Annotated in this window: 11 protein-coding genes; 2 read left to right on the top strand and 9 right to left on the bottom strand. The window is 69.3% G+C overall.

Going from position 1 to position 14501, the window contains the following annotated elements:
* Positions 1-189 precede the first annotated feature (189 nt).
* Positions 190-807, top strand: a complete 618-nt coding sequence (locus QC385_RS19295; protein WP_279542552.1) for a GNAT family N-acetyltransferase — start codon at positions 190-192, stop codon at positions 805-807.
* A gap of 93 nt (positions 808-900) precedes the next feature.
* On the opposite strand, the gene trxA is transcribed toward QC385_RS19295, so the two are convergent.
* The 7 genes from trxA to QC385_RS19260 form a co-directional block, all read right to left on the bottom strand.
* Positions 901-1233 (bottom strand): thioredoxin, encoded by a 333-nt coding sequence (gene trxA, locus QC385_RS19290; RefSeq protein WP_030847066.1) that lies wholly within the window; start codon positions 1231-1233, stop codon positions 901-903.
* A gap of 47 nt (positions 1234-1280) precedes the next feature.
* A complete protein-coding gene (trxB, locus tag QC385_RS19285; RefSeq protein WP_279542551.1) occupies positions 1281-2249 on the bottom strand; it encodes a thioredoxin-disulfide reductase in 969 nt (322 codons plus the stop codon).
* A 165-nt stretch (positions 2250-2414) separates the two neighbouring features.
* Positions 2415-3338, bottom strand: coding sequence for an anti-sigma factor family protein (locus QC385_RS19280; protein ID WP_279542550.1), 924 nt, complete (start codon positions 3336-3338; stop codon positions 2415-2417).
* Entirely contained in the window at positions 3335-4060 is a 726-nt protein-coding gene (sigM, locus tag QC385_RS19275; RefSeq protein WP_279542549.1) for an RNA polymerase sigma factor SigM, read from the bottom strand. Before sigM ends, QC385_RS19280 begins: the two co-directional genes overlap by 4 nt.
* Positions 4061-4086: 26 nt before the next feature.
* Positions 4087-5805 carry a protein kinase family protein gene (locus tag QC385_RS19270; RefSeq protein WP_279542548.1) on the bottom strand — a complete coding sequence of 573 codons (1719 nt, stop codon included), beginning with the start codon at positions 5803-5805 and terminating at the stop codon, positions 4087-4089.
* A gap of 142 nt (positions 5806-5947) precedes the next feature.
* Complete coding sequence (gene murJ / locus QC385_RS19265) at positions 5948-8251, bottom strand: murein biosynthesis integral membrane protein MurJ (protein ID WP_279542547.1); 2304 nt, start codon at positions 8249-8251, stop codon at positions 5948-5950.
* Between the two features lie 43 nt (positions 8252-8294).
* A complete protein-coding gene (locus QC385_RS19260; protein WP_279542546.1) occupies positions 8295-10691 on the bottom strand; it encodes a DUF6049 family protein in 2397 nt (798 codons plus the stop codon).
* Between the two features lie 257 nt (positions 10692-10948).
* Here QC385_RS19260 and QC385_RS19255 point away from each other — a divergent pair, with 257 nt between their 5' ends.
* Positions 10949-12418 (top strand): CCA tRNA nucleotidyltransferase, encoded by a 1470-nt coding sequence (locus QC385_RS19255; RefSeq protein ID WP_279542545.1) that lies wholly within the window; start codon positions 10949-10951, stop codon positions 12416-12418.
* A gap of 98 nt (positions 12419-12516) precedes the next feature.
* Here QC385_RS19255 and QC385_RS19250 read toward each other — a convergent pair whose 3' ends face one another.
* Together QC385_RS19250 and QC385_RS19245 are read right to left on the bottom strand one after the other, a co-directional pair.
* A complete protein-coding gene (locus QC385_RS19250; protein WP_279542544.1) occupies positions 12517-13026 on the bottom strand; it encodes an LppU/SCO3897 family protein in 510 nt (169 codons plus the stop codon).
* A gap of 124 nt (positions 13027-13150) precedes the next feature.
* Positions 13151-14413, bottom strand: a complete 1263-nt coding sequence (locus QC385_RS19245) for an MFS transporter (protein WP_279542543.1) — start codon at positions 14411-14413, stop codon at positions 13151-13153.
* Positions 14414-14501 lie beyond the last annotated feature (88 nt).

The following is a 14501-nucleotide window of genomic DNA, read 5'->3' as shown; positions in this document are numbered from 1 at the left end:
GGCGCAACCACCCGGCACCACCTCTGAGAGGAAGGCAGGGGCCATGCGAACGATGAGCCGCACTGGACTGGTCAGCGCCGGTTTGGGGCTGGGGGCGGTCGGTGGGTTCATCGGCAGTCTCCTCAGGGAACGGAGCGCTCTGACAGCCGCCCGCGACGCGGCAGGCCAAGGAAGCGAGGAACAGCCTTCATGGGGCGCCGGCTCGTACCGCTCACGCTGGACAACCTTCAGGACCTTCCCAAGCGCTGTCGCTCGTGTGTCTTCTGGGAGCTCGACCCGGTCAGCGGTGAGGCCGCGGTAGAAGCGGGCGAGTCCGCTCTGGAGAAGGAAGCCTGGATCTCGGCCGTTCTGCTGGACTGGGGATCCTGCGGTCGGGTTGTGTACGTCGACGACGTACCGGTGGGCTTCGTGCTCTACGCTCCTCCCGCCTACGTCCCGCGCTCCACGGCGTTCCCGACGAGTCCCGTCTCCCCCGACGCGGTTCAGCTGATGACGGCGTTCATCGTGCCGGGGTACCAGGGGCAGGGACTGGGCCGGGTGATGGTCCAGACGGTCGCCAAGGATCTGCTGCGTCGCGGGTTCAAAGCGATCGAGGCGTTCGGAGACGCGCGCTGGAAGGAACCGGCGTGTGTGCTGCCCGCCGACCATCTCCTGGCGGTGGGCTTCAAGACGGTCCGGCAGCACCCCACCCATCCCCGGCTGAGGCTGGAACTGCGGTCGACGCTTTCCTGGAAGGAAGACGTCGAGATGGCGTTGGACCGGCTCCTGGGAGCCGTACAGAAGGAGCCGGCGCTGCGACCGTTGTAGAGGAAGCAGTCAAACGAATGGGCCAACCCTTCCGGGTTGGCCCATTCGTGTTTCACGTGAAACACGCACCGTCGTTCAGACGGCACCGCCGGTTCACTCGGCGATGAACTCCTCGAGGTCGCGAACGATCGCGGCCTTCGGCTTGGCACCCACGATGGTCTTGGCGACCTCGCCACCCTGGTAGACGTTCAGCGTCGGAATGGACATGACGCCGTACTTGGCGGCCGTACCCGGGTTCTCGTCGATGTTCAGCTTGACGATCTCGATCTTGTCACCGTACTCGGAGGCGATCGCCTCGAGGGACGGCGCGATCTGGCGGCACGGACCGCACCAGGCGGCCCAGAAGTCCACCAGGACGGGCTTGTCGCTCTTGAGGACGTCCTGCTCGAAGGAGTCGTCGGTCACATTCTTCAGGGTGCCGGCCACGGCGGGCTCCTTAACTGGTTGGTGCGTGGGGCGGGTAGGGAGAAAGGTCAGACAGCGGTCTTCTCGGGCTCGGGCTGCTCCTCGTCCGCGAGGGCGGCGAGGTAGCGCTCGGCGTCGAGAGCGGCGGCACAGCCGGTACCGGCCGCCGTGATCGCCTGACGGTAGGTGTGGTCAACCACATCGCCCGCACCGAAGACACCGGTCAGGTTGGTGCGCGTCGACGGCGCGGCCACCTTCAGGTAGCCCTCGTCGTCCAGATCGAGCTGACCCTTGAAGAGCTCGGTGCGGGGGTCGTGGCCGATGGCGATGAAGAGACCGGTCACCGGCAGGTCCGAAAGCTCGCCGGTCTTGAGGTTGCGCAGCTTCAGGCCGGAGAGCTTCGGGTCGCCCTGGATCTCGGCGACCTCGCTGTCCCACACGAATGTGATCTTGGGGTCGGCGAAGGCACGCTCCTGCATGGCCTTGGAGGCGCGCAGGGTGTCACGGCGGTGGACGATGGTCACGGACTTGGCGAACCGCGAGAGGAAGGTGGCCTCCTCCATGGCGGTGTCGCCACCACCGATCACAGCGATGTCCTGGTCCTTGAAGAAGAACCCGTCACAGGTGGCGCACCAGGACACCCCACGGCCGGAGAGGGCGTCCTCGTTCGGCAGGCCGAGCTTGCGGTGCTGCGAGCCGGTGGCGACGATGACGGCCTTGGCCCGGTGGACGGTACCGGACGTGTCCGTGACGGTCTTGATCTCACCGGTCAGGTCGGCGTTGACGATGTCGTCCGGAACGAGCTCGGCGCCGAAGCGCTCCGCCTGGGCGCGCATGTTGTCCATGAGCTCGGGGCCCATGATGCCGTCCTGGAAGCCAGGGAAGTTCTCGACGTCGGTGGTGTTCATGAGCGCGCCGCCTGCGGTGACGGCGCCCTCGAACACCAGTGGCTTCAGCGACGCGCGCGCGGTGTAGAGCGCCGCCGTGTAGCCGGCGGGCCCGGAGCCGATGATGATCACGTTACGGACGTCGCTCACGGCTTGATTCCTCGTCTCTGGACTGCGTCGTTCGACCGGGGGAGCTCCTCTCGGAGCTCTCACCCCACCCAACGGATCCTAAGGGGCGCGCATTCCCGCTGTGTCCGGGCACACGGAGATGTGGGCCTGCACCGGGTACCGAGGGGATGAAGACGGAGACGTGCCTCAGGCGGACGGGTACGAGCGCTGAAGAAGGACCTTGCCGGTGGCGGCTGTCGCCGAATGATCCACACAGGTCGCATCGACGATGTAGGCAGTCACACGCGTGGCGTCGGAGGCGTCGGGGAGCAACACCAGCATGGCCTTCTTCCCCTGGTACCTGCCGTTCTCGACAGCGAGGGCCGTGTCCTTGCGCCCGATACCGTCGCGGACGCAGCCGGGCACCGTGGGCGCCCTGAAGACCCTGGGATGGTCGGTGCCGGGGGCTGTCGCCGCGCCGAAGGGAGTGCGGGAAGTGCCCTTCTCGTTCTGGTTCTCCGTCAGGAGGTCGGTGACCTGCTTCTCCAGCTTCCCCTCGGAGAAGGTGTCCGCAGGGGCGGTCTGCTGTCCGCCCGCCGTGTCCTTCGAGGGCTTGCCGTCTCCGAGTGACGAGAGCAGGACGGAGCCCAGTCCCAGCGCGGCGACGGTGAAGACGGTCCCCAGTACGGCGATCCTGCGGCGCACGTTCGGCGCGCGGCCCTTGCGGCCCGGGCCGGTGGTGGAAGAGCGGGGACGTCCGGCGGGCCGGTCGGCGGGCGGCGATGTTTCACGTGAAACATGCGCACCGCTGTCGTCCTCGGAAGCGGACCGGGGAGCCCTCGCCGACGTATGGCTCTCCGCGCTCTCCGGCTCGGTGGCGTTGAGCAGGGCCTCGGCGGCGAGGGCGGCATCGATGCGGCCTGCGACCTCGGCGGGCATGCGGGGTGGTCCTGGCAGCGTGCCGAGCAGCCCGCGGATCTCCTCCAAGGAGGCGTAGACGTCCGCACAGAGCTCGCATCCGTCCAGATGCCGGCGTACGTCGGTGCTCCGGGACGGTGGGAGGAGTCCCTCGGAGAGGTCGGAGATCTCCGCGACGTCCGGGTGTCCGGCCATGTCTGTCGTCGACGTCACGCTCGTCCACCTCCGCCCTTCACTGCCGCTGGGTCGCTCGGTCCTGTGTCCGGTGGTTCCGCTGGGCGCGGTCCCGCTGCGGGTGGGACGGCTGGACCCTGCGTCCGGTTCCGTTCCCCGCCCGGCTTCTTGCTCTCACCGTTGCTGTCCGGCCGTAGATGGGTGAGCAGCGGCAGGAGTCTGGCTCTGCCGCGCGCACATCGGCTCTTCACTGTGCCGGTCGGCACGTCGAGGATGCTGGCCGCCTCCGCGACCGGGTAGCCCTGCATGTCCACCAGGACGAGCGCCGCCCGCTGGTCGGCCGGCAGGGTCCCCAGGGCTTCGATGAGTTGCCGGTGGAGATCGTTGCGCTCGGCGGGCGCCGAGGCCGACTCGTGAGGCTCCAGCAGCTGCTCCAGGCGCTCGGTGTCGTCGACGGGAGAGGTCTTCCGGGAGGCGACCTTGCGGGCGCGGTCCAGGCAGGCATTCACCGTGATCCTGTGCAGCCAGGTCGTGACGGCCGACTGGCCCCGGAAGGTGTGGGCGGCCCGGTAGGCGGAAACGAGGGCGTCCTGCACCGCGTCAGCGGCCTCCTCGCGGTCTCCCAGCGTCCGCAGGGCGACGGCCCAGAGGCGATCGCGGTGCCGCCGCACGATCTCACCGAAGGCGTCGGGGTCTCCCTCGACATGCCGGGCGAGGAGGTCCTGATCACTTGCACCGCTGTGCTCGGCACGGTCCGCCATCCAACCCCCTGCCCTCTGGTCGGCAATCAGCCCGTGAACTTCACTTCGGTGATGGCCTGCTTGTAACCCCGGTTGCTGAAGTTGGCGGGGTCGTCACCGGAGTATGGCAGGGCCGTCAGCCAGACCAGGATGTAGCGGCTTTTCACCGGCTTCTCGACGGTCACCTTCGCCGAGGTGCTGCTCGTCGTCACGGTACCGAGCTCCTTCATGGAACTCAGTGGCGTGGACGAACCGAGGGAGTCGGTCGCGTACAGCTCGATCGTGGTGTGGTCGCTGCCGTAACGCAAGGAGAGGTTCGCGGCCGACACCTCCTGCTCGGATCCGAGGTCGTAGACGATGCCGACACCGGGCTTTATCACCATCTTCGGGCCGTCGAGGTAGCTGCTGGTGCGCCAGCCCGTGGAGGTGTTGCCGTCGTAGGTCTTGTCCACGTCCGCTGGGTGCTGGGCGTCGCCCTTGGCGACGTACTCCTCGGCATCCTTGATGGCGATCGGCTTCGGTGCCGGGCGATTCCTGTTCTTGTCGCCGTCCTGGTTGTTCTGCGTCTGCCCCGGGTCCTCGTTCTTGCCCCCCTGGTCCATGAGCGCGTCCGCCAGCTGCCAGCTGCCGAGGCCCAGCGCGGCGATCAGGAGCGCGGACACGGCCCACTTCAGGGCCTTGCCCGTGCGGCTCTGCAACGGGGGCGGCGGGGCCGGGACCGGCTGGGTGGCACCGGGGTGCGGGGCCTGGCGGCCGTACGTGCCCTGCTGGTACGACGTGCGCTGGTACTCGGGCGGGGCGGTGAACGCCGGCTCCGGCGGGCGGATGCGGGGCATCTCGCCGATCGCCTTCACCAGCTCCTCCGGCGTGGTGCACGGCGACTCGTGCCGGGAGGCGGTGGCGCCGTCGTTGACGAGCGCGCGCATGGAGAGTTCGGAGAGACCGCGGTGCACACCCGCACGCACCTGGTCGGGCGCGATCAGGCCGATGTCCTTGGGCAGGCCGGACAGCCCGTAGGCGTCGCTCTCGTACGGCCAGCGCTGGGTGAGCGCCGCGTACAGCAGGGCGCCGATGGCCTCCGTGTCCGTGCGCTGGGGGGTGTCGGACGCGACGCCCCGCAGCGCGGCGTTCACCGCGAGTCCGCGGATGCGCCACTGGCCGGTCGAGGCACGCAGGACGGCGTTGGGGTTCAGCCGCAGATGGGCCAGACCCTCGCGATGGGCGGCGGCCATGGCGGAAGAGACCTGGCTGACCATCTGGTAGGCGTCGTACGGCTCCAGCGGACCGGAGGCGAGGAGCGTGGTCAGTTCCGTCGCGTCCGGAAGCCACTCGTGGACGACGTAGACGAGGTCGTTCTCCTCCACCGCGTCCAGCACCTGGACGAAGCGTGGGTCGCCCAGGAGGGCGGAGGAGCGGGCTGCGGCCAGGACGGACCGGGCCCGTGAGTGGTCCGCGGGCAGAATGTGCACGCCGACGGCACGGCGGAGCTTCTCGTCCACGGCACGCCAGCTGCTGAAACCGTCCAGACGGGTGACGCACTCCTCGAGGCGGTAGCGTCTGGCGAGTTTGTGACCACTGTGCAGTTCAGGCGGCGAGGTCTTCCCGGGACCGTCGGTCCGGGTGCTCTCCTGTACCTCGTCGCTGTCCGTGTCCCGCTCCCGGTTCTTGGCCACCCCGTCGGCCGTGGACTGGTCCGCCTGTGCGGTCAGCGACGCCTCGTCGCTGTTGTCTGCCACGTCGACGGCAGCCGTACTCCGTTCCGCCACCGTCGTTCCTGCCTCCCCATCCATTGCGCGCCGTCCGGCATCCGTTGTACGCCGTCCGACGCCGAAACCAATTGTGCCCACAGTCCGCCGCTATGCACGACACGCGGTGGCTGACGATGGTTGTGCGCCTCCCCTCCCCGACTCAGCGTCCCAGCCGTCCGCGGACCATGCCGACCAGCGAGTTGAGTTCCTCGATGCGCATGCGCCGGGCGGCGACGAAGAAGATCACGAGCAGCACGGCACCACCCGCCAGCACCGCGGCGAGCGAGCCCACGACACCCTGGCCGAGCGTGCGGCCGATGCCGTAGCAGGCCGCGCCGCTGAGCAGGGCCGCCGGGATCGACGCGATGCACAGCCGGGCGTAAGTCCGCAGAACACGGGCGCCGTCGAGGTCCCCGCCCAGCCGCTTGCGCAGCCGGCGCCAGGCGACGCCGACGCCGATCGCGTAAGCGAGGCCGTACGAGGCGGCCATGCCGACCACGGCCCAGCGCGGCGGGACGACGAAGTAGCAGACCGCCGAGGCGCCCGCGTTGACCGCGGCCACGATGACCGTGTTGTAGAAGGGAGTTCGGGTGTCCTCGTAGGCGTAGAAGGCGCGCAGGACGACGTACTGCACGGAGTACGGAATCAGACCGAGACCGAACGCCATCAGCATGAAGCCCATGTTGGTGGCCTCACTGGTGCCCGAGGAGCCGAACATCAGCGTGCACATGGGGATGCCGAGGGAGAGGAAGCCGAACGCGATCGGCACGATGGCGACCGCTGTGTTGCGCAGGCCCTGGGAGATGTCGTCGCGCACGGCGCCGCCGTCGCCCTCGGCCGCCGAGCGTGACAGGCGCGGCAGCAGGGCAGCCATGAGGGAGACCGTGATGATGGCCTGCGGCAGGCCCCAGATGAGCTGTGCGTTGGCGTAGGCGGAGAAGCCGGTGCCGTCGACGGGCGAGGCCTTGCCCGCCGCGGTGGACAGCCAGACCACGACCATGGCGCCCGCCTGGTTGGCCAGGACGAACAGGACCGTCCACTTGGCGAGCGTGACGGCCTTGCCGAGGCCCTGGCCCTTCCAGTCGAAGCGCAGCCGCAGTCGGAAGCCGGTCTCGCGCAGGTAGGGGATCATCGCCAGCGCCTGGACCACGAGGCCGAGCAGGACACCGACGCCGAGGAGTCGCTGTCCCTCCGGCGGGATGGTGGTGACCTTCATCTCCGAGTCGGCGGCGGTGCCGTAGACGTAGATGAACATGCCCAGCGTCGCGATGATGACGATGTTGTTCAGGACCGGGGTCCACATCATCGCGCCGAACTTCCCGCGGGCGTTGAGGATCTGGCCCATCACCACGTGGACGCCCATGAAGAAGATCGAGGGCAGGAAGTACTGGGCGAAGGTGATGGCGACCTGATTCGCCGCGGGGTCGCTGGCGATCGAGGGGGACATCATGCGGATCAGGAGCGGCGCGCCGAAGATCCCCAGCGCGGTGAGTGCGCCGAGCGCCACCATGACGAGGGTCAGCAGGCGGTTGGCGTACGCCTCGCCGCCGTCCTCGTCCTCCTTCATGGCGCGGACCAGCTGCGGAACGAAGACGGAGTTGAGACCGCCACCGACCGTGAGGATGTAGAGCATCGTCGGCAGCTGGTAGGCGATCTGGAAGGTGTCACCGAGGAAACCGACGCCGATGGCCGACACGATCAGCGCGGAGCGGATGAAGCCGGTGAGGCGGGAGACCATCGTGCCCGCCGCCATCACGGCGCTGGACTTCATCAGGCCCGCGGCGCGGCCGCTCTTCTTCGCAGGGGGCGAGGCGGCGGGCTCTGGGGCGGGGGTGTCGTCCACCGCCGGCACCGCCGCGGTCGCGCCGGGAGCCGGGTACTGGCCCGCCGTGTACTGGCCCTGCGCCGCGTACTGCCCCTGCCCCATCTGGCCGGGGGCCGGGGACGGGCCGGGGACCGACGGCGACTCGTAGGAGGGGTGACCGCTGCCCTGCTGCTGGTCCCGGAAGAGATGCGCGAACGCGTCCGGCTCCTGGCGCGGCTCGCCCGCCTGGGAGACGAGATCGTCCACACCCACGAACTGGGTGGTCCGGGCGTCGTCGCCGTACGGCAGGTGCCGCGTCGGGCCCTCCGGCTCCGGCGGGGGCGTCTGGGCCCACACCCGCGGGTCGGGCGCGTACGGGGACTGCGGCGGCTGGCCGTACAGCTGCTGCGGCTCGTACGTGCCCGGAGGGGGCGGGGGGTGTGCGGCGCGGTCGTAGTGCGCCTCGGCGACCGGGTCCTGGGCGGAGAGGTCCTGTGCCCGGTAGGGGTCCTGGGCGTAGGCGTCCTGGAGGTACATGTCCGCGGGCGGCTGCGGCGGCACCTGGCCGTGCTCGGGCTGCGGGCCCTCGGGCCCGCCCGACTCGGGGTAGCCCGAGCTGCCCACGCCACGGCCGTGGTCACCGTCGTACGGCGCGTTCATGGTTACCCCACCTCATCGTCCCGGGCCCACCGGCCACGACATCTCAACGGTCCACTCTCTCACCCGTGCCGGACGGGTCGGCGCTTTCCGCTGCGGTGTCCGGGGCCGGGTCACTCGGCTGCTGCGGGGCGTCTGCCCGCGACCCGGCCTCGGACTCCTCCTTGAGACGGTCGCCCGGGGCTTCCGGGTTCTGCGGAGTGGCGACCGGGTTGTCGACGTCGTCCTCCGCCTCCCCGGCGGCGTCCTCGGCGGCCTCACGGGCGGCGGCGCGCTTGCGCTGGGTGTACATGCGGAAGCCGGCGAGGACCAGGAGCAGGACGCCGCCGCCGATGACCAGCATCACTGTGGGCGTGACCTCGGTGACCTTCACGTCGAAGGTGACGGGCGCGCCGTACTTCTGGCCGTCCTCCGTGTACAGCTGGGCGACCACCTCCGCCCGGCCGTTGGCGTTGGCGGACGTGGTGAACTTCACCGACTGGCTGTGCCCGCCGTTCACGGCGACCGGCTGCTCCTCGTAGGCGTTGCCGTCGATCTTGAGTCGCGTCGGGTTCTGCGACGTGAGCCGCAGCTTCAGGTGCTCCACGCCCTGGACCAGGTTGTTCTGGACGGTCACCGGGATCGTCGCGCTGCGGCCGGAAAGCTTGGTGTCCGACTTATCGATCAGCTTGACCCCGTCGATCAGCCCGTCGAGGTAGGACTCGACGTCATCGCGGTATCCCACCGCCGCGACGCCCCGGCCACGCCACGACGTGGACATCTCGCGGTTCATGGCCCGCCCGAAGGGGGTGACCACCCGGGACTCGTCGGTGAGGATCACCTTGAAGTTGTCGAGGTCGTCCCGCGTCCTCGCGATCTGCTCGAAGGCGGCTCGCGGCAGCTCCTGCTTGCTCAGCGAGGAGGGGTACGCGTCGGCGGGCGGCACCTTCCTGTTGGCCGCAGGGTCCGGCTTGGCCTTGGCGGCGGCCGAGAGGTCCTGTGACTCGGACCAGTTCCCGCCCTGGAGGGCACCGAGCGCCTCGGCCATCGCCTGCGCCTGGTTTACGGAGGGGGTGCGCTGCGGGGCGACGACGACGCTGCGCTGCTTGCCGGTCTGGAGGCCGAGCGTCAGGCTCTGCGCCAGGAAGCGCTGCACGGCGAGCGTGGACGCGGAGGCTCTCGTCAGGTTGCCCTGGAACGCCGTGGACATCCTGGAGTCCGCGACGACCGCCGTGGTGCCGCCGCCGATGGGCCGGGCCGCGGACGGCGTGTACGACAGGTTGTCCTGGAGGCTGTCACTGCGGGCGATCACCTTGTCGGCGCCCGCGGAGGTCGCGACCTTCATGATCGACGGGTCGACGGCACCGTCCACGGGCCACGCGAAGTCGGTGGACGGTTTCACGTGGAGGATCGTCTGCACCGTGTTGTCGACAGCGTCGGTGGCGTCCTTGAGGTGGCTCAGCGAGCCCGTGACGGTCGTGCCGTTGTGGGCGAGGGAGGCCAGGTCCGGATCGCCGAACGGCAGAGCGACGACCTCCTTGCCCGCCACCGCCTGCTGGAGCTCGGAGAGCCACTGCTTGGCGACGGCCTGGCCGCGGCCGGAGGTGGTCGTGCCGTCCTCGCCCCTGACCTGGTAGTTCTTCGTCATCGCGTCGACGGACGCCAGCAGATCCGGGTCGATCACCCAGGTGATGTCGAGGCCCTTGCCCAGCGACACCATCTGGTCGAGGCGGCCACCCGGGGAGATCTCCTCGGCGAGATCGTCGTTGCTGAAGACCGGCGTCTGCTGCTCGTTCGACCCCGTCTCGGCCGTCATGTGGACGTCGGAGACGAGCGGCCACAGGAACGTGGTCTTCGTCTTGGTGCCGGCCTCCTCCGGCTGCCACGGCAGGAATGTGCGCTGGACGCCGAGAACCTGGTCCCAGGGCTGCGCGGCGGTCTCACCGGAGAGCGCGACGGCCAGCTGGTAGACACCGTCCTCGCCGAGGTCCAGCTCATCGACCGGCACGGAGATGTCGAAGGGCTCCGCGACGCCGGGAGTGAGCTTGGAGAACTTCTCGGTGTACTTGCCGCCGACCGCCTTGCCCGGGGGGCCCTGGACGTCGTCGCTCTTCTTGGCGAGGGCGTCGATGGAGGAGCGGGTGTCGAGCGAGGGCCCCACCCGCAGGTCGACGTGGGCGTCGGTGACCGGCTGCTTGCCGTTGTTGGTCACCGTGCCCGTCACGCTCACCGTGTCCCCCTCGGTGGGGGCGCTGGGGGTGAGCGAGTCGACAGCGACGGACACCGAGCCCGCGCCGGAGGCAGCCTGCGCGGACTCCTGCCCGGACGCGTCCGCCGGCGTCGCGGCAGGCAGCTGGAGGAGTCCGGCCAGCAGGGGCGCACCGGCGAGCAGTGCCCCGGTGCGCCGCAGCCACCGGCGGGCAGGTGAGGCACTGGTCCCCTGGAAGTCTGCCGCCTCGGCCACGCGCTCGCCCGTCCCTCGTCGTCGTCAGTGGTCGTCGGAATGTGCGTCCACGCATGGTAACGATGCGCGCTGAGGGGAAGTGCCGCGGTCCGTTCCACAAGATCGCGGCTCGGCGCCGTGCTGCCCGGAATGTCGCCGTATGGCAGACAGTGGAGGTCCACAGGGCAAGAGCATCCCTTGTGCGCGTATTGACGGACGTGTCTGTACGCGCAACAGGGGGAGCTCGGGGGCGCCCGGGCCACGTACCCTCTTCTGTTGTGCCGAACGCCAACGAAGAAACGCCCAGTGCCCTGAGCCAGGCGCAGAACCGCGCGGTGAGTGAACTGCTGCGGGTCGCTCCTGTCGCCGACGACCTTGCCCGCCGCTTCCAGGAGGCCGGGTTCTCACTTGCCCTGGTCGGCGGCTCGGTCCGGGACGCGCTGCTGGGCCGGCTCGGCAATGACCTGGACTTCACGACCGATGCCCGCCCCCAGGACGTACTCAAGATCATGCGCCCGTGGGCGGACGCCCTCTGGGAGGTCGGTATCGCCTTCGGCACGGTCGGAGCGCAGAAGAACGCCCGCGTCGGAGACGCTGATCGACAGTTTCAGATCGAGGTGACCACCTACCGGTCGGAGGCGTACGACCGGACCTCGCGCAAGCCCGAGGTGTCGTACGGCGACTCCATCGAGGAGGACCTCGTCCGCCGCGACTTCACGGTGAACGCGATGGCCGTCGCGTTGCCGGCGAAGGAGTTCATCGATCCGCACGGCGGGCTCGAGGACCTCGCCTCGCGCGTGCTGCGTACTCCTGGCACACCGGAAGAGTCCTTCTCGGACGATCCGCTGCGGATGATGCGGGCCGCACGCTTCGCGGCTCAGCTCGACTTCGAGGTCGCTCCCGAGGTGGTCGCGGCGATGAACGAGATGGCCGGGCGTATCGAGATCGTCTCGGCCGAGCGGGTACGGGACGAGCTGAACAAGCTGATCCTGTCGCCATACCCGCGTAAGGGCCTTTCGCTGCTCGTCGAGACGGGCCTCGCCGACCGGGTGCTGCCCGAGCTGCCGGCCCTGCGCCTGGAGCGTGACGAGCACCACCGGCACAAGGATGTCTACGACCACACGCTGATCGTCTTGGAGCAGGCGATGGCGCTGGAGGACGACGGTCCCGACCTGACCCTCCGTCTGGCCGCCCTGCTGCATGACATCGGCAAGCCCCGCACGCGTCGCTTCGAGAAGGACGGCCGGGTCTCGTTCCACCACCACGAGGTGGTCGGGGCGAAGATGACCAAGAAGCGTATGACGGCGCTGAAGTACTCCAACGAGCTGGTGAAGGACGTCTCACATCTGGTCGAACTCCATCTGCGCTTCCACGGCTACGGCACGGGGGAGTGGACGGACTCGGCGGTCCGCCGCTACGTCCGTGACGCCGGCCCGCTCCTCGACCGCCTCCACAAGCTGACCCGCTCGGACTGCACGACGCGCAACAAGCGCAAGGCGGCGGCCCTGTCGCGTGCGTACGACGGTCTGGAGGAGCGGATCGCCAAGCTGCAGGAGCAGGAGGAGCTGGATTCGATCCGCCCCGACCTCGACGGCAACCAGATCATGGACATCCTCGGTGTCGGTCCCGGTCCGGTCATCGGTCGCGCGTACAAGCACATGCTGGAGCTGCGCCTGGAGAACGGGCCGATGGAGCATGACTCCGCGGTGGCCGCTCTCAAGGAGTGGTGGGCCGAGCAGGAGGGCTGAGGCTGTGAATCGGGGTCATGTTTCACGTGAAACATGACCCCGGATACGGGCCGAGGGGTGGTGTTTCACGTGAAACACCACCCCTCGCTGTGTCTGCCTTACTTCTTGTCCTTCAGGCAGAGCAGGAAGTCCTTGCCGTCACCGCTCTCGGTGTACACGTACTGGAAGCCCTTGGCTTCCGCCTCGCACTTGCTGGAGGCCAGGGTGTCCGTGAGGAACTTGCCTTCGATCTTGGCCAGCACCTCGAACTGAGCCTTCGCGTCGCTGCACTCGACGACCTCGAGGTCCGGGTTGTTGTCGTTGGTGCTGCCGCGGTGCATGCAGTCGCCGACGGCCGCCGTCTTGGCGTCGTCCCGGCTGGCTATGTAGCCGCCGATGGCGATGCTCGCCACCACGATGACGATGGCGATGTTCTTGATGGTCTTGAAGCTGGGCTTACGGCCGGTCGGCTGCGGCGGAACCGGCGCGTACGGAGCCGCTCCCTGGGGCGGGAAGCCAGGCTGGCCGGGCTGCTGGGGGTAGCCCCCCTGCGGCGGGTACGGAGCCTGGGGCTGACCCGCGGGCTGGCCCTGCGCGAACGGGTTGCCCTGGGGCGGCGGAGTAGTCACTTGGGGGTCCCCCTTGAACATGGGTGAATGACGCGAACATGTCGCGAGATAAGACGCACGTAAGCTATCGGTCCCCACTGACACCGCAGTAGTCAGATGTGGCTCTGTGTCATTTATGTGACACTTACTGGCGGCCAAACCGGCCCATAGCCACAGCTACTGCCGCGTAGATAACGGCGATCGTGATCACCAGAGGCGCGGATCGGCCGTCCGGCGGCAGCATCAGGGCGGCGACGGCGGCGGCTCCGACGAAAGCGACGTTGAAAAGGACGTCGTAGACCGAGAAGATCCGGCCACGGAAGCCGTCCTCCACGGAGGACTGGACGATCGTGTCCGTGGAGATCTTCGCCCCCTGGGTGGTCAGACCCAGGACGAAGGCCGCGGCCAGCAGAGGGGCAGTGGCGAACGGCAGTCCCAGAGCGGGTTCCAGGAGGGCGGCGGCACCCGCGCACACGACGATCCAGCGGCCCGGCCCGAGCCGTCCGGCGGTCCAGGGCGTCACCACGGCCGCCGCGAAGAAGCCGGCGCCCGAGACGCCCAACGCCAGCCCCAGCAGGGCGAGTCCGTCGTCCGGGGTCGTGGTGAGCGCGTACCGGCAGAGCATCAGCAGCATCACCAGCAGGGCGCCGTAGCAGAAGCGCATCAGCGCCATCGCCGCGAGCGCCCAGGCCGCTTCCCGGCGCTGCGGCGCGGCCAGGTGACGGACCCCCGCCACCAGGTCGCGAGCGGTGCCTCTGAGAGCCGTACCGATCCGCTCGCGCACCAATGTCCGGTCGGGACCCAGGAGTTCACGCGCCATGCTGAGCGACGCCAGGGCGGCGCAGAGATACAGCACGGCTCCCACGAGCACCACGGCGGCGTCGGAGTCCGCCACGAACAGGCGGACGACGAAGGCGATACCGCCGCCCGCGGTCGCCGCCAGCGTCCCGGCGGTCGGGGAAAGGGAGTTGGCGAGGACGAGGCGCTCGGCGTCGACCACACGGGGCAGCGCGGCGGACAGACCGGAGAGGACGAAACGGTTGACGGCGGTGACGCACAGGGCGGAGACGTAGAAGAGCCAGTCCGGAGCCGGACTGAGTATCAGCAGTGCTGTGGCGGCGGCCAGCAGGGCGCGCAGCAGGCTGCCGTACAGCAGGACCTGGCGGCGCCGCCAGCGGTCCAGCAGGACACCGGCGAAGGGGCCGACGAGGGAGTACGGGAGCAGCAGCACCGCCATGGCGGAGGCGACCGCGGCCGCCGAGGTCTGTTTCTCCGGCGAGAAGACCACGTACGCGGCGAGCGAGACCTGGTAGACGCCGTCGGCGCCCTGGGAGAGCAGGCGCACGCCGAGCAGGCGCCTGAAGCCCTGGAAACGCAACAGGACACGCAGGTCACGGACGACGGCCATGGGGCACAGCCTCACATACGGAGAGGGTCCCCGGGTCGTACGACCCGGGGACCCTCACAGCCCTGGCAGGAGCGACTGGTTGTGGCGC

The organism is Streptomyces sp. DH10 (assembly GCF_029813805.1).
Classification (GTDB): Bacteria; Actinomycetota; Actinomycetes; order Streptomycetales; family Streptomycetaceae; genus Streptomyces; species Streptomyces coeruleofuscus.
This window is presented reverse-complemented; position numbering and strand designations above follow the sequence as displayed.

Excerpts from the sequence above, each read along its gene's own strand:
- QC385_RS19295 (WP_279542552.1), top strand. The coding sequence starts at position 190 with ATGGGGCGCCGGCTCGTACCGCTCACGCTGGACAACCTTCAGGACCTT.
- sigM (WP_279542549.1), bottom strand. The coding sequence starts at position 4,060 with ATGGCGGACCGTGCCGAGCACAGCGGTGCAAGTGATCAGGACCTCCTC.
- murJ (WP_279542547.1), bottom strand. The coding sequence starts at position 8,251 with ATGAACGCGCCGTACGACGGTGACCACGGCCGTGGCGTGGGCAGCTCG.
- QC385_RS19245 (WP_279542543.1), bottom strand. The coding sequence starts at position 14,413 with ATGGCCGTCGTCCGTGACCTGCGTGTCCTGTTGCGTTTCCAGGGCTTC.